At 51.1% G+C, this 17,682-nt stretch carries 18 protein-coding genes; 11 read left to right on the top strand and 7 right to left on the bottom strand.

The window, feature by feature from the left end; genetic code table 11:
* The first annotated feature begins 30 nt into the window (after positions 1–30).
* A complete protein-coding gene (locus tag ACXIT9_RS03625) occupies positions 31–1,347 on the top strand; it encodes a VOC family protein (RefSeq protein ID WP_458054887.1) in 1,317 nt (438 codons plus the stop codon).
* A 571-nt stretch (positions 1,348–1,918) separates the two neighbouring features.
* On the opposite strand, the gene accC is transcribed toward ACXIT9_RS03625, so the two are convergent.
* The 7 genes from accC to pdxA all read right to left on the bottom strand — a co-directional run bounded on the left by accC (position 1,919) and on the right by pdxA (position 7,947).
* Entirely contained in the window at positions 1,919–3,268 is a 1,350-nt protein-coding gene (accC, locus tag ACXIT9_RS03620; protein ID WP_458054886.1) for an acetyl-CoA carboxylase biotin carboxylase subunit, read from the bottom strand.
* Positions 3,269–3,294: 26 nt separating this feature from the next.
* Entirely contained in the window at positions 3,295–3,792 is a 498-nt protein-coding gene (gene accB, locus ACXIT9_RS03615) for an acetyl-CoA carboxylase biotin carboxyl carrier protein (protein WP_458054885.1), read from the bottom strand.
* Between the two features lie 81 nt (positions 3,793–3,873).
* Positions 3,874–4,437 carry an elongation factor P gene (efp, locus tag ACXIT9_RS03610; protein WP_458054884.1) on the bottom strand — a complete coding sequence of 188 codons (564 nt, stop codon included), beginning with the start codon at positions 4,435–4,437 and terminating at the stop codon, positions 3,874–3,876.
* Between the two features lie 91 nt (positions 4,438–4,528).
* Entirely contained in the window at positions 4,529–5,527 is a 999-nt protein-coding gene (locus tag ACXIT9_RS03605) for a beta-ketoacyl-ACP synthase III (RefSeq protein WP_458054883.1), read from the bottom strand.
* A gap of 254 nt (positions 5,528–5,781) precedes the next feature.
* Positions 5,782–5,973 (bottom strand): 50S ribosomal protein L32, encoded by a 192-nt coding sequence (gene rpmF / locus ACXIT9_RS03600; RefSeq protein ID WP_458054882.1) that lies wholly within the window; start codon positions 5,971–5,973, stop codon positions 5,782–5,784.
* A 17-nt stretch (positions 5,974–5,990) separates the two neighbouring features.
* Positions 5,991–6,578 (bottom strand): YceD family protein, encoded by a 588-nt coding sequence (locus ACXIT9_RS03595; protein WP_458054881.1) that lies wholly within the window; start codon positions 6,576–6,578, stop codon positions 5,991–5,993.
* Between the two features lie 337 nt (positions 6,579–6,915).
* On the bottom strand, positions 6,916–7,947 hold the full coding sequence (gene pdxA / locus ACXIT9_RS03590) for a 4-hydroxythreonine-4-phosphate dehydrogenase PdxA (RefSeq protein ID WP_458054880.1): 1,032 nt from the start codon (positions 7,945–7,947) through the stop codon (positions 6,916–6,918).
* 163 nt (positions 7,948–8,110) lie between these two features.
* Between pdxA and rsmA the strand changes: the two genes are divergently transcribed.
* The 10 genes from rsmA to ACXIT9_RS03540 all read left to right on the top strand — a co-directional run bounded on the left by rsmA (position 8,111) and on the right by ACXIT9_RS03540 (position 17,597).
* Entirely contained in the window at positions 8,111–8,893 is a 783-nt protein-coding gene (rsmA, locus tag ACXIT9_RS03585; protein WP_458054879.1) for a 16S rRNA (adenine(1518)-N(6)/adenine(1519)-N(6))-dimethyltransferase RsmA, read from the top strand.
* Entirely contained in the window at positions 8,880–10,250 is a 1,371-nt protein-coding gene (mgtE, locus tag ACXIT9_RS03580; RefSeq protein ID WP_458054878.1) for a magnesium transporter, read from the top strand. The genes rsmA and mgtE overlap by 14 nt, the downstream gene beginning before the upstream one ends.
* A gap of 2 nt (positions 10,251–10,252) precedes the next feature.
* Positions 10,253–11,224: an NAD(P)-dependent oxidoreductase gene (locus ACXIT9_RS03575; protein ID WP_458054877.1), complete on the top strand. Its 972-nt coding sequence runs from the start codon at positions 10,253–10,255 to the stop codon at positions 11,222–11,224.
* 215 nt (positions 11,225–11,439) lie between these two features.
* Positions 11,440–11,913 (top strand): transcription elongation factor GreA, encoded by a 474-nt coding sequence (gene greA, locus ACXIT9_RS03570; RefSeq protein ID WP_458054876.1) that lies wholly within the window; start codon positions 11,440–11,442, stop codon positions 11,911–11,913.
* 112 nt (positions 11,914–12,025) lie between these two features.
* A complete protein-coding gene (locus ACXIT9_RS03565; protein WP_458054875.1) occupies positions 12,026–12,424 on the top strand; it encodes an HIT family protein in 399 nt (132 codons plus the stop codon).
* A gap of 83 nt (positions 12,425–12,507) precedes the next feature.
* Positions 12,508–13,677, top strand: a complete 1,170-nt coding sequence (locus tag ACXIT9_RS03560; protein WP_458054874.1) for a glycosyltransferase — start codon at positions 12,508–12,510, stop codon at positions 13,675–13,677.
* A gap of 93 nt (positions 13,678–13,770) precedes the next feature.
* The gene (locus ACXIT9_RS03555) at positions 13,771–14,823 is read left to right on the top strand and encodes an NAD-dependent epimerase (RefSeq protein WP_458054873.1); all 1,053 of its coding nucleotides are present in this window, start codon (positions 13,771–13,773) and stop codon (positions 14,821–14,823) included.
* A gap of 4 nt (positions 14,824–14,827) precedes the next feature.
* Complete coding sequence (rfbB, locus tag ACXIT9_RS03550) at positions 14,828–15,889, top strand: dTDP-glucose 4,6-dehydratase (RefSeq protein WP_458054872.1); 1,062 nt, start codon at positions 14,828–14,830, stop codon at positions 15,887–15,889.
* A 110-nt stretch (positions 15,890–15,999) separates the two neighbouring features.
* A complete protein-coding gene (locus ACXIT9_RS03545) occupies positions 16,000–16,821 on the top strand; it encodes a hypothetical protein (protein ID WP_458054871.1) in 822 nt (273 codons plus the stop codon).
* Between the two features lie 5 nt (positions 16,822–16,826).
* Positions 16,827–17,597, top strand: a complete 771-nt coding sequence (locus ACXIT9_RS03540; protein WP_458054870.1) for a DUF6503 family protein — start codon at positions 16,827–16,829, stop codon at positions 17,595–17,597.
* The last annotated feature ends 85 nt before the right edge of the window (positions 17,598–17,682 follow it).

Below are 17,682 nucleotides of genomic sequence, written 5' to 3'. Positions count from 1 at the left end.
TCGTGTATCTTATGCAGAAATACCTTTGCTATGAAAAACGTGCTACCCCTTGTCTTTTGTGTCTTACTTATAGGCTGTCAGTCAACTAGCGAAAAGGACAAAAGGCTGGGCCAATTAGCGGCTTTTATAGAGATGGTGGTGGCGGAGGTTAAGCCCTTGGCGATCAGTGCGCCGATGACTGCAGCAGAGCTAGAAGAAATCTGGGAAGAAGCTTCGCGCATGGCAGAGGACGCAGGTGTTCAGCTTTACCGTGAGCCTGAACTGATCCGTACGCACTTGTTTCCAGAGGGTGCGGGGCCAGAGCGTGAGGTACTGCTGGTGTATAAGGGCAACGCGCTCGCCGCTTATTTGGACTTAAAAGCACACCAAGAGCAGCTGGAAGGAAACGAAGTAGCGCGGCGCTTCGGGCGCCTACTTGGATATTCTACCCCGTATGTACATACGCTTTTGGCCCAAAACACTACTTTTCGGAGTCTGCCCGATTTTGGTATCCAGGGAACGAATATATTTTTATACTACGAGGATTTGGCCGCAGCAGAACGGTTTTACGGTGAGCTGCTTGGCTTGGAAAAAGTTTCAGACTATGTGTTTGCGAAGACCTTTCGAATCGCTCAAGACGCTTTTCTAACGCTTGTGGATGCCGCTGTCGGCCGACATGCTGCTGATGAGCCAAAGACTGTGGCCATCGCACTGCTTACAGACGAGCTTCCAGAATGGTATGCCTACCTGCAAGCTGAAGGAGTTGCTATCAAGTATCCTTACAAGCCGAAGGAGGGGGCTGCTCATGATGGATTTGTGGCAGTGGATCCCGAGGGATACTTACTGGAGTTTGAAACCTTCAAGCAGCATCCTGAAAATGAAGTACTGCTGCCGCAGCTGCGGCGCTATGCTCCTTTAGCGCTGCAGTCGGAGGGGAGCAGTACCCGAAAAGGATTTTACGGTGCAGTCTACTGGGCCTACTATGAGGATCTGCAGGAAGCTTCCCTGTTTTACGCTGAAACGATGGGGCTGCCGCTACGCGTGGACCAAGGTTGGGCAAAGGTCTATCAAGCTTCTGAAACGGGGTACATCGGACTCGTAGATGAACGTCGGGGCATGCATCGCTTTTCAGAAAAAAAAGGCGCCAGTATCGCATTTTTGGTAGCCGATTTGGAAGCTTGGTATGCTTATGTGCAGGCACATTCTCCTTTTCCGCTTCATCAAGCATGGTATGTGGGTAGTGAAGACCGCTATACGGCATTTGTGGGAACAGATCCGGGTGGGTATTTTTTAGAGTTTAATCGTTTTCAGGAGCATCCCGATAATCAACGGCTGCTCGAAATTGTAGCGGAAGATCTGCAAGACTAAGCCCCGAGTTAAAAAAGCTCTGGAAGCATTCATCCGCAGACAGGTATAGGATTTTATGCATTTGCATTCGAAAACAAGAAAGGTCTCATTGAATCGGGTATTTTGGGCTTAAGGAAAGTCTCGTAGAATCGGGGTATTTTGGGGTCGAGGAAGGTCTTGTAAAATCGGGTGTTTTGGGGTTAAGGAAGGTCGCGTAAAATCCAGTATTTTGGTCTTAAGGAAGGGCTTGTGGAATCAGGCATTTTGACTTAGCGTGTAGGAGGTTCAGGTGGATCGTAGCAGAAAGCGAGCAGCGGACTCTTTTGTGTTGTCGCCTGCTGTGCTGTCCATAAGCCTTAGGAGAAAAACCTGTGATCCGGGTAGGCACTGCCGCGCTGGAGTAGGTGGCTGTGCACGTAGGGATTTCAACTTGAGGCAAAAAAGATTTTCGTTGATTAAACGGTGGAGAGTAGGGTAGAGGCATAAAAAAGACGGCTGATGGGAACACCAGCCGTCCGTATTTTTGCCTTATTCCTGCTGAAAGGTCTGTTTTCAAACCTTTCGCCCCGACTGGGGCAGCGGGAAAACGTGCTTATTTTTTCAAGACAGAGAAGTCAAAGGTATCGAGGAACTTCGTGGTGAAGTCACCGGCTTTAAACTGCTCGTCTTCCATCAGCGCGATATGGAAAGGGATGGTGGTCTTGATACCATCGATCACAAATTCCTCTAAGGCACGCTTCATGCGGACGATCACCTCATCTCGAGACTGACCAGAAACGATCAGTTTCGCGATCATGGAATCGTAATTCGGTGGAATCACATAACCAGCATACACATGGCTATCCACACGCACCCCACGCCCACCTGGAAGGTGGAGATTGTTGATACGTCCTGGGGAAGGGCGGAAACCATTTGCAGGATCCTCCGCATTGATGCGACATTCCATCGCGTAAAGCTTCGGGAAGTAGTTTTTACCAGAGATTTTTTCTCCTGCCGCAACTTTAATCTGTTCCTTGATTAGATCGAAATCGGTCACCTCTTCTGTGATCGGATGCTCTACCTGGATACGTGTATTCATTTCCATGAAGTAGAAGTTGCGGTACTTATCCACTAGGAACTCGATCGTACCAGCACCTTCATATCCGATAGCCTCAGCACCCTTAATCGCTGCTGCGCCCATTTTTTCACGAAGTTCATCAGTCATAAAAGGACTTGGCGTCTCTTCTACGAGCTTTTGATGCCTTCTTTGGATGGAGCAGTCTCTTTCGGAAAGGTGGCAAGCGCGTCCAGTCGAATCTCCGATGATTTGGATTTCGATGTGACGAGGCTCTTCCACGAATTTTTCTAAATATAAACCATCATTGCCGAAGGCCGCCGCTGCTTCTTGGCGTGCAGAGTCCCAAGCTTTTTTAAACTCCGAAGGGTCGTTCACGATGCGCATGCCTTTTCCACCACCGCCTGCAGTAGCTTTTAGGATCACAGGATAGCCCATTTCCTCGGCGATTTTCATTCCTTGCTCGATGGAATCTAAGAGCCCTTCTGAGCCCGGAATGGTCGGAACGCCAGCCTCTTTCATCGTAGCTTTCGCGGTGGCCTTGTCGCCCATCTTTTGGATCATCTCTGGGCTTGCACCGATAAACTTGATCCCCTGCTCTTGGCAAATACGCGAAAATTCAGCGTTTTCAGAAAGGAAGCCATAGCCCGGGTGAATCGCGTCTGCATTTGTTATTTCTGCTGCAGCGATAATGCGCGACATGTTGAGGTAGGAGTCTTTCGAAGGAGCCGCACCGATACATACAGCTTCGTCTGCAAAGCGTACATGCAAACTGTCCTTATCTGCAGTAGAATACACCGCTACGGTTTTGATGCCCATCTCCTTGCACGTGCGGATAACACGCAGAGCGATCTCTCCTCTATTGGCAATAAGTATTTTTTTAAACACAGTAGTCAAATTTAATGAAACATGAATTAACCTGCAGGATCAACAAGGAAGAGCGGTTGGTCGTATTCCACCGGCTGTGCATTTTCTACAAGCACTTTCACGATTTTTCCAGAGATTTCGGATTCTATTTCATTAAATAGCTTCATCGCCTCGATGATACATACCGTCTGACCTGCTGTCACTGTGTCTCCGACCTCTGCGAAAGCAGGGCTGTCTGGATTTGGCGTGCGGTAGAAAGTTCCGATCATCGGGGACTTGATTTCAAGAAGATTGGCAGAAACAGGGGCTTCTGCAGCCGCAGGTGCTGCCGCTTCAGCAGGAGCTGCTGCTACCGGTGCAGGCGCAGGAGCTGGAGCCGCCGCAGGAGCTGGAGCCGCCACAGGTGCTGCTGGCGCGGCAGGTGCCTCCGCTGCATCCGCATATTTTTTAATAGATAACTTTAGTTCTTTCGTTTCGATTTTTACCTCAGCAAGGCCTGAGCCGGCAATAAAGTCAATTAACTCTTGAATCTCTTTTGCTTTCATGTTTTTAAAGTTTAGTATAGCCAATCGATATGGCAAGATGGTTATTTTGGATTTATACGCCTCTTCGGCTGTCAGGTTGTACTATTTTACTCGTTCGGAATAACTTCCGTCGCGTGTGTCTACCTTAATCATGGTGTCCTGTTCTACGAACAAAGGAACCATCACCGTAGCACCCGTTTCCACCGTCGCCGGTTTTAGCGCATTCGTGGCCGTATCGCCCTTGATACCCGGCTCGGTGTAGGTAATCATTAGCTCCACGAAAGGAGGTAACTCTACCGCTAGTGGGGTTTCGGTCTCGGCATGCACAAGAATGTCGACGAGCTGCCCTTCTTTCATTAGGTTCGCACGTTCGATCAGCTTTTCCTCTATAGGTATCTGCTCGAAGGTGTTCGAATCCATGAAGTGGTAGCCCATATCATCCGCATAGATAAACTGATGCGGGCGCTTTTCTACACGTGCGGTGACGACTTTCTCTCCCGCATTAAAGGTCTTATCCAGAACTTTTCCGCTGGTGAGGCTTTTCAACTTCGTTCTTACGAAGGCGGCGCCTTTCCCAGGCTTGACATGCTGAAATTCCACGATCGTAAAGATGTCGTGGTTCATTACTAAGCAAAGGCCATTTTTAAAATCTGCCGTAGATGCCATGGTTATTTTTGTTTAGATGATGCGTGTGAATAAGTGGAGCCCCCCTTTTGTCGGGTTTTCCGATTTTTTTTTAATCCTTTTCGTGCACGGATTACTTGGGATCGTAGCCCCACTTCAGGTAGATAGAGCCCCAGGTGAAGCCTCCACCGAAAGCCGCTAAAATGATATTATCCCCTTTGCGCAGCTGCGCCTCATAGTCAAAAAGACAAAGGGGAAGGGTGCCCGCCGTCGTGTTCCCATAGCGTTCGATGTTCATCATCACCTTCTCGGGGCCTACGCCCATGCGGTTGGCAGTTGCATCGATGATGCGCTTGTTGGCTTGGTGGGGAACGAGCCAAGCCACATCTTCGGCGGTGAGCTTGTTGCGCTCCATGATGCGCGCGCTCACTTCCGCCATGTTCGTGACAGCAAATTTAAATACAGTAGAGCCCTCCTGATAGGCGAAGTGCTCGCGGTTGGCCACAGTTTCGGCCGTAGCCGGACGACGACTTCCCCCTGCTTTCATGTGCAGGTAGTTAGCCCCTGAACCGTCCGCCTGCAGGATAGAGTCCATAATGCCCACAGGTTCCTCGGTGGGTTCTAGGAGAACGGCCCCGCCGCCATCACCGAAGATGATGCAGGTAGCTCGGTCCTGGTAATCGATTATCGAGGACATTTTATCTGCCCCGATGACGATCACTTTCTTATGCATGCCGGTTTCGATAAACTGCGCCCCCATGGTGAGGGCATACAAGAAACCAGAACAGGCAGCGGAGATATCGAAGCTGTAGCTTTTTTTCGCGCCGACCATGTCTGCCACGATGTTCGCGGTAGCAGGAAAGGGCATATCGGGAGTAACTGTAGCGCAGATGATCAGGTCGATATCCATGGGGTCGGTACCCGTCTTGGCTAAGAGCCCTTTTACTGCCTCCGCCCCGATGACAGAGGTCCCTTGATCGATGCCTTTTAATATTCTGCGCTCTTTAATCCCGGTTCGGGTCGTGATCCATTCGTCATTTGTGTCCACGAGGGTTTCTAATTCCTTATTGGTCATCACATAATCGGGTAACCAACCGTGGACTCCGGTAATCACTGCTCGGGTTTTTTTCATTGGGCTTCTCTAAATGCTTCGCTACGGATGAGAGGGTAAAGCGGGTCCTAGAAAGACTCACCCGATTTAAGCGGTTCATGAAATTATTTTAGCCCCCAAAAATAGTCAAAATAACGGCTTATAACCAAAGAATTAACGGAAGTTTAGTATCAGCTGTAGGGAATAGGGAATTCTGCTTTGGCCAGGGGCCAAAAAAAAACAGGTAGCCATGCACGCGTCACATAGCTACCTGTATACATAAGGAAGAGAAAAGCTTAGGCTAAGACCTCTTTTTCCATGATCACTTCACCCTTATAGTAAAGTTTTCCGTCTAACCAAAACGCGCGGTGCGGTAGGTGTAGTTCACCTGTGGTAGGACATTTCGCAAGGCCTGGAGCACTTAATTTATAATGTGTTCTGCGCTTGTCTCTTCTGGTTTTCGAAATTTTTCGTTTAGGATGTGCCATCTCTTCACTCGTTTAGATTAATCTTTTTTCTTTAATTTCTTTAATATCTCCCAGCGGGGGTCGGTGTTCTCCTCGTCCGTGTCGGCAGCAGCATCTGTGTCTGTTTCCAGCTCCTCATCGGCTTCTTCCTCGTACGTGTCGGTGTAGTACACCATTTTACCTTCTCCCTCGAAATCCTCATCGTCCATCTCATCCCGATAGTCAGGATGGATTTTTTTGGCCGGAAGGCCCAGGAGAAAATACTCTTTTAATAAATCCACAAAGCTTAGCTTCGGGGTATCTTTCATTATCAAATATACTTCGTCGTCCAACTCCCGCTCCTCTGGCCCATACTTGTAATGCATGCGCGCCGTGGTGCTGTAGGACTCCTCGAAGGGAATCAGGCTGCGATCACATAGCAGGGTGACCACACCGTTTAAGGTAAAGCGCGCCTCTAATAAAGTACTTGACTTAAGCAATTTTAGCGCCACATGGATGTTCATGTGCTCTACCCAGTCTTCCAAGCCATGATGCGCGATAAAAGCATCGTCTAGCGTAAAGGTGAAGCCATGCTCGCCTTCCTTTAAGCGGATGATGTCTATTTCAAAGTTTGCCTCGTATCGCATCGCTTGCCTCCTTGTAATTCAAGACCGCAAAATTAGCGGAATTTTATAGAAATAGAAAAGGAAAGTGAGGAAAAGTTTATTCTTATCTGGCTTTTTCCGTTACTTATTGGCTCTGCGTACATGGCACTCCTCCAATCACACCTTTCCATGCCTTCCAGTCCTCCTGAAATACTTGGATCGCCTCGACCTCCAGCTTACCTAAGGCGCCGGAGATGCTTTGGCGTCTTTATGCCTTTTCGAGGGTTGGGTTATCTGTTTTAAAGGTTCATTTTACAGGTAGTGGCGGCACACCTGGGCGATAGGGTCACGATAGGGCCTGCTGATCCCAGATCATCCTTTACTCTTCTTCTTCTTCTTCTTCCCAAGGGTTTCGGTGTCGGATTACCTCTAAAGCGAGGTAAAGAGCTGCCCGCATGGAGCTTTCATCAGCGATCCCCTTGCCGGCGATGTTATAGGCTGTGCCATGGTCTGGAGATGTGCGGATTAGGGAAAGTCCCGCGGTGAAGTTGACGCCGCTTTCGAAAGCCAAGGCCTTAAAAGGTGCGAGCCCCTGGTCGTGGTACATGGCCAGCACGCCGTCGAACTTGCGCTGATGCATCATGCCGAAGAAGCCATCCGCAGGATATGGGCCAAAGACATATTCACCGTTTTCCTTGAAACGGTTGATGACAGGGGAAATCAGTTCTTGTTCCTCCTGTCCCAGCACGCCACCTTCCCCAGCATGAGGGTTGAGCCCCAGCACGGCCACCTTCGGCTTGGCGATGCCAAAGTCCGTCTTAAGGGATTCGAGCATCAGCTCTAACTTGCGCGTAAGCCGCTCCTCGGTCAGTGCGCTCGCCACCTGTGCTAGAGGGATATGTCCTGTGGCTAAGCCCACGCGCATGTCATTTGCACAGAGGAACATCAGGCTATCCTTCGCTTCGAAGGCTTCGGTAAAGTATTCGGTATGCCCGACGAAGGGTTTTTCCTCTGTATGGATCGTATGTTTATTTAAAGGTGCGGTGACGATGGCGTCGATAAGGCCTGCTTTCGCATCTGCGATCGCCTGATCCATGGCGGCTAAGGCCATTTTGCCCGCCTCGCGGGTTTCTACCCCTGGATGAACCTCTGGGCTTTCCTCCACCACATTTATCACATTGATTTTTTTATGATGTACTGCCTCCGCACCTTTTACCTGCATGAAGTTGAAATCCTCCAGCTGCAGGGCCTTGCGGTAAAAGGTCAGTGCTTTTCCGTGGGCGTAAATGACGGGCGTCATCAGCCGCAGCAGGCGATTATCTGCCAGGGCCTTCAGGGTCACCTCCGCGCCGATACCATTAATATCTCCGATCGTAATGCCGATAACCGGCTTCTTTTTATGTTGAGTCATAACTTACGCAGGCCCGGGTGCCGAAGAAGTGCTCGGTGGCGCACATTCGGAAGGCGGGCTTTTTCGATTTAATAAAGCTGCAAGTTAGACAAAATAATATTATATTCCTTAATTTTGAGGGCGTGAAGGGGCATGGGGCCACTTGAAATCCAAAAAGAAGCACATGGCACAGGTTAGACCGAAGAAACATCTGGGACAGCATTTTTTAACCGATCTCAGCATCGCCAAGCGGATCGCCGAGGCGGTGCAGGGCCATGAAGCTACCCGGCAGGTGCTGGAAATCGGGCCAGGGATGGGGGTGCTGACGCAGTTTCTCCTGGACGGTGGCTGGGATCTAAGCGTGGTAGAGGTGGACCGCGAGTCGGTGGAGTACCTGCAGCGGCATTTCGCACAGCTGGAGGGGCGCATTCTTTTCGGGGATTACCTGAAGCTCGCCCCCGCAGCGCTGCCGCAAGGGACCTATGTAGTGGCGGGGAATTTTCCATATAATATTTCTTCTCAGATCTTCTTTCGTGTTCTGGAGTTGCGCAGCCAGGTGACCGAGGTGGTGTGCATGCTGCAAAAGGAGGTGGCCGAGCGCATCGCCGCGCCTAAAGGCAGTAAAACCTATGGCATCCTCTCGGTGCTTCTACAAGCTTTTTATGAGGTGGAGTACCTGTTTACAGTGCCCCCTGACGTGTTTAACCCACCGCCCAAGGTGCAGAGTGGGGTCATCCGCCTGCGCCGCCTGCCGACGTACACACTGCCCTGCTCGGAAAAGAAGTTTTTCACGGTCGTGAAGCAAAGCTTCAGCACGCGCCGCAAGACACTGCGCAACTGTCTCAAGTCGATCGGCCTGTCTGCTGCACTGCTTTCCGATCCAGTGATGGATCTCCGTGCCGAGCAGCTCAGCGTGCAAGACTTTATTCAGCTCACCCAAAAAATAGAAGCAGATGGAACAGCTTAAAGCCTTCGAGCTTTCCCGTGAATTTCTGGAAAGCCTTCGTGAGGCCATCGCACAAGAAGATCATGCCTACCTCACCCAGTCTCTGGAGGGGGTTAATGGAGCCGATATCGCCGCCCTCCTGGACGAGCTCAGCTTGGAGGAGGCCCTGTATGTTTTGCGGCTTCAGCCGAAAAGCAGCGCCGCAGACATTCTCATCGAGCTGGAAGAAAGTGCCGCCCTGAAGGTCGCTCGCGAGATGGATCCGGTGGAAATCGCCAGCTGGGTGGAGGAAATGGACTCCGACGATGCCGTGGACCTCTTAAACATGCTCGGCTCTAAAGAGCGGGAAGACATCATCGCCCACCTGCAGGATAAGGAAAAGTCAGCCAATATTCTGGATCTGCTCCGCTATGACGAGGATACAGCAGGCGGCCTGATGGCCAAAGAATACATTAAGGCCAACCAGAACTGGACGGTGGTGCAGACCATCGAAGAAATCCGCCGCCAAGCCGAGAAGGTGGAAAAGATTTACTCGATTTATGTGGTCGACAACAAGCAGCATCTGCTGGGCAGGGTCTCGCTAAAAAAAATCATTCTCTCAGCCTCCACCACAAAAATTAGCGCCATCTATGAGCCCGAACTGATCTCGGTGGACTCCCACATGCCTGGCGAGGCGGTGGCAGAGGTGATGCGTAAGTATGACTTAGAGTCGGTGCCGGTGGTGAATGCGAAAAACAAGCTGGTGGGCCGTATCACGGTGGATGATGTGCTCGACCTCATCCGAGAGCAGTCCGAGGAGGACTTGCAGGCCATGACGGGGATCTCGGACGATATCGAAGAGTCGGACAGCATTTTCCGCATCTCGAAGGCCCGCCTTCCCTGGCTGCTGATCGGCGTGGTGGGCGGCCTGCTGGGCTCTCAGATCATCGGTTTTTTCGAAGAGGGCCTGTCTAAGTATCTGGCTTTGGCCTCTTTTATTCCGCTAGTGGGGGCCACGGGGGGCAATGTCGGCATTCAGTCTTCCTCCTTGGTGGTGCAGACGCTGGCGGCGAAATCGGCCTTTGATGACAGCCCCGCCCAGCGCTTTATTAAGGGCTTCCTAGTGGCTGTTCTAAATGGGGTGGTGCTGGGGAGTTTCGTATTTCTAGTGGTCGTCTTCATTTATGGCTTTGAAGCGATTTTCGGCCTGACGGTCGGCCTGGCACTCTTTTGCGTGGTGCTCTTAGCCTCTTTCATGGGTACGGTTACCCCGCTGGTGTTAGATCGCCTCGGCATAAATCCGGCCATCGCCTCGGGACCCTTCATTACCACCGCGAACGATCTACTGGGCCTCGCCGTGTATTTCGCTGTGGCGATGTCCTTACTAAATTTAAATTAACCATGACGCAGCAGCTACCTTCCTCTTCTGCAGCCCCCCGCGTGCTCATCATCGATGAAATGCATGCCAGTATAGGCCCCCTTTTAGAGGCGGCAGGCTTCCTTCCCAACTATCAGCCCCGGATAGGGCGTGAGGGGATTTTATCCCAACTCCCACACTATCAAGGGCTTATTTTGAGATCCAAGACGGCAGTGGATGCGGAGCTTTTGCGCCATGCGCCGGCCTTACGCTTTATCGGCAGGGCGGGAGCAGGCCTGGACCAGATCGATGTGGAGGCCCTTCGGGCAAAAGGGATTCAACTCTTTCATGCCGCTGAGGGAAATAAGGACGCGGTCGGGGAACATGCCCTGGGGATGCTCCTGGCCCTTTTTAATCACTTGATGGTGGCAGATGCGCAGGTGCGCAAAGGCATCTGGAAGCGGGAGGCCAACAGAGGGGAGGAGCTGGCGGGTAAGGTGGTCGGCATCATCGGCTTCGGCAACATGGGGCAGGCTTTCGCCAAAAAATTAGCGGGCTTCGATGTGCAGCTGCTCGCTTATGATAAATACAAACAGGGGTTCGGCTCGGAGCAGGTTCGTGAGGTGGAACTGGAAGAGCTATTCGAGCGGGCTGAGGTGCTGAGTGTGCATGTGCCGCTCACGTCGGAAACCCGTAATATGCTGGACATTGATTTTTTTCGACGCTTCCGGAACCCTCTTTATCTCATAAATACTGCACGCGGGGAGCTGAGCACCTTCCATACCTTAAATCAGGCCTTCCAAGAGGGGCTGCTGAAGGGGGCGGTACTGGACGTGCTGGAGAACGAACGTTTTGAGCGCTTTTCTGCCGAGCAGCAGGAGCAGTTTCAGCTGCTGGCGACCCGAGAAAACGTGCTTTTCAGCCCACATGTGGCCGGCTGGACGCATCAGTCCTACGCGAAAATCAATGAGGTGCTGGTGGCTAAAATCCAGGCGGCAGGTTTTTCAGGCCTGTAGAAACAACCTTTTTCTTCATGCTGCGTTTAACTCCCATACCTGTAAGGAGCTTCCTTTCGATACAACTGGTGAGAGGAGGCTTAAACCGGATAAAATTGCTTTCTGAAGGTAATTTACTTATCTTTGCAAAGCAGAATAAAAGACTACTCAAGAAACGGTTTCATCACGATGGAGCCGTTCTTTTATTTTTACAGACAACAACAGCATACTACATCATGGGAAAAATCCAATACTACACCGAAGAGGGGCTGCGTAAGCTTAAGGATGAGCTACACGAGCTAAAGACAAAGGGTCGCTCTGACATCGCCAAGCAGATCGCGGAGGCGCGCGACAAGGGAGATTTAAGTGAAAATGCCGAATACGACGCTGCCAAAGATGCGCAGGGCCTGCTCGAGCTAAAAATCTCTAAGTTGGAAGAAGTGGTCGGGAATGCCCGCATCATGGATGCCAGCAAGTTGGACACTTCCAAGGTGGGGATCTTGAGCACAGTGAAGATTAAGAACGTGAAAAACGGCATGACAGTGGCCTATACCTTGGTTTCTGAGGAGGAGGCGAACTTAAAAGAAAACAAAATTTCTCTGGGCTCGCCTTTCGGCAAAGGGCTTTTAGGCAAGACAGTCGGAGAAATCGCGGAGATAAAAGCTCCAGCGGGTACTTTGGAATTCGAAGTACTCGAAATTTCCTATTAACTCCTGTGTCCCGTGCCGCTATGGCCGGGATTTTTTTGTGTAGCGGGTGGGTTGTTGTTGGCCCGTAGCACCTTTTCCTTCACAAGCATCCAGAATTAAACGAAACGCACGTATGGCTAGCCTATTCACTAAAATTATTCAGCGTGAAATTCCTGCCGAAATCATTGCGGAAGACGCGCAGTACATTGCTTTTTTAGACATCATGCCGCTGGTGAGGGGGCATGTGCTCGTAGTTCCTAAGGTGGAGGTAGACTACCTCTTCGATCTAGAGGACGAGGTCCTCGCTGGTCTGCACGTTTTCGCGAAAAAAGTGGCCAAGGCCATCGATAAGACCATTCCCTGCACGCGGGTGGGGGTAGCCGTGATCGGGCTGGAGGTGCCGCATGTGCATGTGCATCTGGTGCCCCTTCGCAGCATGGATGACATTAATTTTACACGTCCTAAATTGAAACTTAGTCGCGAGGAACTCGCTGAGATCGGCAGCATCATCCGTGCTGGATTTGAGGGCTGAGGAAGATTGCCGATAGAGAGACAGGGTTTGGCAGGGAAAATGCTATATTTGCAGGCTTATTCGTTTTTCTTTTTTTTCGAGCCATGAAACTGCATTTAATCGCCTTAGACCCCGTATATATCCGTCAGTCGGTCCTCCCCGAAGTTGATTTTCTTCGTGAAAAAGAGCTTCAGGTCACTTGCTCAGGCCCTTTTCAGGCCCGGCAGCAGGAACACCTCGGGCGCATTTCAGTTTCTTTCCTGCCTCTGGAAGCAGCGGATGGCCCTCGTTTTTTTTCGGATGTGGCAGCCGCATGGGCCCTGTATGGCTTTTTGAAAAAGGAGCGTCCCGATGTCCTGGTGGCTTTCGATGCACATGCCGCAGCGATCGGGTTTTGGGTGGCCTCCTTTTTGGGTACTGCCGTACGTATTTTTCGCGCTGACCAGCTGCCCGCACTTCCCTTAGAGCCGGCGTGGCGGGGGCTTTGGGGAGGTTTTCTTTTGGGTGCACTGCGCAAACATACCGGGACCGTATGGACGAGTGAGTCACTGGCTGCTAGAAAACTGAGTCAAGCACCTTTTGGGCCCCTGCCCCTAAAAAAAGACACCTTTCTTCCTTCCTATGGGCTGCCTGTGCCGCACCTTTTAGAAGAAGCCAACAAGGAGAATCACCTGGTGGCTATGACGATGCGCTTGCAGGTTAGCGAAAAGGATTATGTGCTGCTACACTGGGGGCCCTTAGGGCGTCAAAGTGGTATTGAGGCGCTTTTAGAAGCTTTTATCACCCTTCCGCAGCGCTGTAAATTGGTCTGTGTGGGCTCTTGGTCCTCAGGAGCACAGGCGCTGGCCCCTTCCTTACGTCGCCGCTTGGAGGATCATGCCCGTATCGTGGTTATCGAGGAGGTAAAGCATCCTGCAGCTCTGATGACACTCGCAAACGTACTGGTTATGCCGCGTGCTTCTGGCTTTTCGCCTGCACTGATGGAGGCGGCAGCCCTGATGCTTCCGATCATTACAGTGGAGGGGAACACGCTGGGAGGGCTGCTGCGCAATTTAAAAACTGCACTTTTATATCCTGAAAAACAGCCGGCCGTGCTGAAAGAAGCCTTAGAATTTGCGCTGCTGAAGCCGGATAGGATGTTGGCACTGGCGGAGGTGCTGCAGGGGGAGGTGCTGCAGCAGTGGCATCGTCCGGTTCTTCATCAGCGTACGCTCCATCTCTACCGTGAGCTTCTGAGCGCCCCGCCTGGGGAGGGCAAAGAAAAGCAGGGATAAGTCATCGAATAGGCGGGGGCAAACCGCAAAAATTGTTTAACTTGTGCCCGTTAAGGGGTATGCACCTTTTCTCTTTTTTAACCAGAAAAATTCATGAAATATCTCATCACGGGAACCGCAGGCTTTATCGGCTTTCATTTAGCGAATGTTCTTTTAGAGCGTGGAGACGCCGTCATCGGCGTCGATAACATTAATGATTATTACGACGTCAACCTCAAGTATCAGCGTCTAGAAATGGCGGGGATAGATGCTGAGCGTGCCAGGTCTGGCGAGCGCTGTTTTTCAACTCGCTATCCCTCCTACAGCTTTCAAAAGATAGATCTTGCCGATAAGGCCGCCTTAGAGGTGCTTTTTCGCCAGGAAGGCATCGACGTGGTGGTTAATTTGGCTGCACAAGCAGGTGTGCGCTATTCTTTAATTAATCCTGATGCCTACATAACGGCGAATATTCAGGGCTTTTTAAATATTTTAGAGCTCTGCCGCGCATTTCCGGTGAAGCACTTGGTTTATGCTTCTTCCAGTTCCGTGTACGGGGCGAATACGAAGATGCCGTTTAGTACCTCGGACAACATCGATCATCCGGTCAGTTTATATGCTGCCACGAAAAAATCGAATGAGCTCATGGCACATACCTACAGCCATCTTTTCGGTATCCCGACGACGGGTTTGCGCTTTTTTACCGTATACGGTCCTTGGGGCAGGCCGGATATGGCTTTGTTCCTTTTTGCGGAGGCCATCCGCAAGGGAGAGCCGATTAAAGTATTCAACCATGGCAAGATGAAGCGAGACTTCACCTATATCGATGACATCGTGACGGGAATCGTAAAGGTTTGTGACCATCCACCTGCTGGTTCTACCACTTGGTCGGGTGATGCTCCGGATCCAGGGAGTTCGTATGCGCCGTATAAGGTGTATAACATCGGTAATAATAATCCCGTACAGCTGATGGATTACATTGGCGCCTTAGAAAAGGCACTGGGCAAGGTGGCAGAGAAGGAAATGCTTCCCCTGCAGCAGGGCGATGTGCCGGCTACCTATGCGGACGTATCGGATTTAGAGCGGGATACGGGGTACAAGCCCAGCACTTCCGTAGAAGAGGGCGTAGCGAAATTTGTGGACTGGTATACGAAACATTATCGTTCGTAAGTATATGGAAAAAGCAATTTTAATCACTGGAGGTGCAGGATTTATCGGGTCGCATGTGGTCCAGTTGTTTGTGGAAAAGTACCCGCAGTATCGCATCGTGAATCTAGATTGCCTGACCTATGCGGGTAATTTAGAAAATCTAAAGGCGGTAGAAGATGCGGCGAATTATTTCTTTGAGAAGGTAGATATCTTAGATGTGCCTGCCCTAGAGGAGGTTTTTCAGCGCCATGGCATTACAGATGTGATCCACTTGGCGGCAGAATCACATGTGGATCGTTCGATTACGGATCCCCTTGCGTTTGTGCGCACGAATGTGATCGGGACGGTCAATTTATTGAATGTGGCCAAAGCTTTTTGGGCGGAAGCCCTAGCGGAGCACCTCTTTTACCATGTGTCTACGGATGAGGTGTACGGTTCCCTGCATGATGGGGGATTTTTCACGGAGACCACGCCCTATGATCCGCAGTCGCCCTACTCGGCATCGAAGGCGAGCAGTGATCATTTTGTCCGTGCCTATGCGAATACATATAAAATGCGTACGGTAATCAGCAACTGCTCGAATAACTATGGGCCGAACCAGTTTCCGGAGAAGTTGATCCCGCTCTGTATCCATAACATCAAGAAGGGCAAGCCGCTGCCGATTTATGGCAAGGGGGAAAATGTGCGGGATTGGCTGTATGTGGTAGACCATGCCCGTGCTATCGATGTGGTATTTCATCAGGGTGTGCCTGGGGAAACCTATAACATCGGCGGGTTTAATGAGTGGCAAAATATCGCGATCGTCCGGCTGCTCTGCCAGAAGATGGATGAGAAGCTGGGCCAGGCGGCAGGTACTTCGGAGCAATTGATTACTTTCGTAAAAGATCGTGCCGGGCATGACTTGCGCTATGCTATCGATGCGACGAAGATTCAGCGGGAGCTTGGCTGGGAGCCGAGCTTGCAGTTCGAGGAGGGGATATCGTTGACCATCGACTGGTATTTAGCAAATGAAGACTGGTTGGCACGTGTCACCTCGGGTGCTTATCAGGCCTATTATGAAGCACATTATAAAAAGGATGCGGAGTAAATACGCTCTATTTTTATTTTTATAAAGGGGAAGTGTCTGTAGGGATGCTTTCAAGGAAAAGCGCCGGTCTTCTGAAAGGGATGCCGGCGCTTTTGTGTATCTTTGGGGCTATGAAACAGGTGTTAAAGGGTTTTTCAGGCCTTTCGTATGGTAGTTATGGGCGCTTTTTCCATGCCGCTCGTTCGCTTCCTTCCTTCTTTTATGGCAAGATGTGGATTTGGCTATTTGCAGGCGTGCTGCTTGTAGGCTGTGGCGCTACTCATCGGGATCGTGAGGCGGTGGCATTTTTAGAAGAAGCTTGGGCTGCACATGGAGAGGTGGCCTCCTGGGAGCGCCTGACGCGCCTGGCATTTACACGGCAGGAGGCTTATTTTACGACCGATGGGCAGGTGGAACGCAATCAGGTGACGGAATTTAACTTTCGAAATCGTCCGGAGAAGGAGAGTTCGGCGCTGTGGCTGCGGGACGAGGTACGCCATGTGGTGCAGCAGGACCGTCAGGGCTTGCGGTACAGCATGGGCGAGAATGGAATCGAAAATCCTGGTTTTTTAGCTCAGCAGGAGCGTTTTTTAATGCAGGCGCGGCTATGGGCGGAAGGGCCCTTTGCGCTACGCGCAGAGGAAAACACGAAGTGGAAGTATGAAGGAGAGGGGCGTCCTGACTTTTTAGAGGACACTATGGTCGGTATTCGGGTGCTCCCAGAGGAGGGAGATACAGCGGCGTCTCGGGTGTATTATTTCCACCCGAAGTCGTATTTGTTGCAGGCGGTCTATCGGAAAGAGCGGGGAGAGGAACGTCTGCTCCTGTATAGCGGTTATGTAGCGGAGGGGGGCTTTTTCTGGCCGGAAGCACAGGAGGAGTGGGTTTTAGAAGCGGGGCAGCGCCGGTACCTGCGTGCGGCGTATGGCTATCATCAGTATGTGGTAAATTAAAGAAAATGAAGAGACAATTTGCGTTTTCACTCGGAGTGGGGCTTGTGATTTCCTTCCTTTTGGGGGCTTGTACAGCGGTAGATCCCGCACAGCGGGCAGTAGACCGGGCGATTTTAGCCCATGGAGGGGAGCGTTTTAAGGAGGTGGAAATCGCCTTTCAATTTCGTGATCGGGAGTATACGATTTTCAAGAGTCCGGAAGGGTTTCGGTATACGCGGAGTTTTCGCGATAGCTTAGGGGCGGTGCAGGACGTGTTGGACAATACTGGTTTTACGCGCTTCATCGCGGGTGAGGCGGTAGAGCTGACGGAAAAAGACCGTGTAGCCTTCACGAATTCGGTAAATTCGGTGGCCTATTTTGCGTTTTTGCCTTATGGGTTAAATGATCCGGCGGTGATTAAAACGTATGAGGGGGAGGTGCAGTTCGGTGATGCCTCCTATGAGCGGGTGCGTGTTGCCTTCCAAGAGGAGGGCGGGGGTGAGGACTTCGAGGATGTTTTTTTGTACTGGTTCGATAGGGTGACGGGAGAGATCGCCTATTTGGCGTATAGTTTTCATACGAATGGGGGTGGCGTTCGCTTTCGAGAGGTGATCCACCGGCATGATGTGGGAGGCTTGATTTTACTTGATTATGCGAACTATAAGCCGGCAGATCCTGCCACTCCATTAGAAGAGCTGGAGGCCTTGTTTTTAGCAGGTGAGCTGGAGATGCTGTCTGAGATTCGGATGGAGGAGGTACGTGTGGAGCCAAAGCGGGAGGATCCTTATGCCTCCTAAGGGCTTGTTTTCCTTGCGATATATATGGTTTAAGGATAGTTTGAGAGGCTTATGGCCTCTTTTTTTGTTTTGTGGATGCTATTCT

The organism is Nitritalea sp., assembly GCF_054166705.1.
Note: the sequence above shows the minus strand (reverse complement) of the source record. Positions and strands in the feature narration are given on the sequence as shown.

Excerpts from the sequence above, each read along its gene's own strand:
- ACXIT9_RS03605 (WP_458054883.1), bottom strand. The coding sequence starts at position 5,527 with ATGAAAAAAACCCGAGCAGTGATTACCGGAGTCCACGGTTGGTTACCC.
- efp (WP_458054884.1), bottom strand. The coding sequence starts at position 4,437 with ATGGCATCTACGGCAGATTTTAAAAATGGCCTTTGCTTAGTAATGAAC.
- rfbB (WP_458054872.1), top strand. The coding sequence starts at position 14,828 with ATGGAAAAAGCAATTTTAATCACTGGAGGTGCAGGATTTATCGGGTCG.
- ACXIT9_RS03575 (WP_458054877.1), top strand. The coding sequence starts at position 10,253 with ATGACGCAGCAGCTACCTTCCTCTTCTGCAGCCCCCCGCGTGCTCATC.
- rpmF (WP_458054882.1), bottom strand. The coding sequence starts at position 5,973 with ATGGCACATCCTAAACGAAAAATTTCGAAAACCAGAAGAGACAAGCGC.
- ACXIT9_RS03560 (WP_458054874.1), top strand. The coding sequence starts at position 12,508 with ATGAAACTGCATTTAATCGCCTTAGACCCCGTATATATCCGTCAGTCG.
- ACXIT9_RS03625 (WP_458054887.1), top strand. The coding sequence starts at position 31 with ATGAAAAACGTGCTACCCCTTGTCTTTTGTGTCTTACTTATAGGCTGT.
- ACXIT9_RS03565 (WP_458054875.1), top strand. The coding sequence starts at position 12,026 with ATGGCTAGCCTATTCACTAAAATTATTCAGCGTGAAATTCCTGCCGAA.
- greA (WP_458054876.1), top strand. The coding sequence starts at position 11,440 with ATGGGAAAAATCCAATACTACACCGAAGAGGGGCTGCGTAAGCTTAAG.
- mgtE (WP_458054878.1), top strand. The coding sequence starts at position 8,880 with ATGGAACAGCTTAAAGCCTTCGAGCTTTCCCGTGAATTTCTGGAAAGC.
- accB (WP_458054885.1), bottom strand. The coding sequence starts at position 3,792 with ATGAAAGCAAAAGAGATTCAAGAGTTAATTGACTTTATTGCCGGCTCA.
- pdxA (WP_458054880.1), bottom strand. The coding sequence starts at position 7,947 with ATGACTCAACATAAAAAGAAGCCGGTTATCGGCATTACGATCGGAGAT.
- ACXIT9_RS03555 (WP_458054873.1), top strand. The coding sequence starts at position 13,771 with ATGAAATATCTCATCACGGGAACCGCAGGCTTTATCGGCTTTCATTTA.
- ACXIT9_RS03540 (WP_458054870.1), top strand. The coding sequence starts at position 16,827 with ATGAAGAGACAATTTGCGTTTTCACTCGGAGTGGGGCTTGTGATTTCC.
- ACXIT9_RS03595 (WP_458054881.1), bottom strand. The coding sequence starts at position 6,578 with ATGCGATACGAGGCAAACTTTGAAATAGACATCATCCGCTTAAAGGAA.
- rsmA (WP_458054879.1), top strand. The coding sequence starts at position 8,111 with ATGGCACAGGTTAGACCGAAGAAACATCTGGGACAGCATTTTTTAACC.
- ACXIT9_RS03545 (WP_458054871.1), top strand. The coding sequence starts at position 16,000 with ATGAAACAGGTGTTAAAGGGTTTTTCAGGCCTTTCGTATGGTAGTTAT.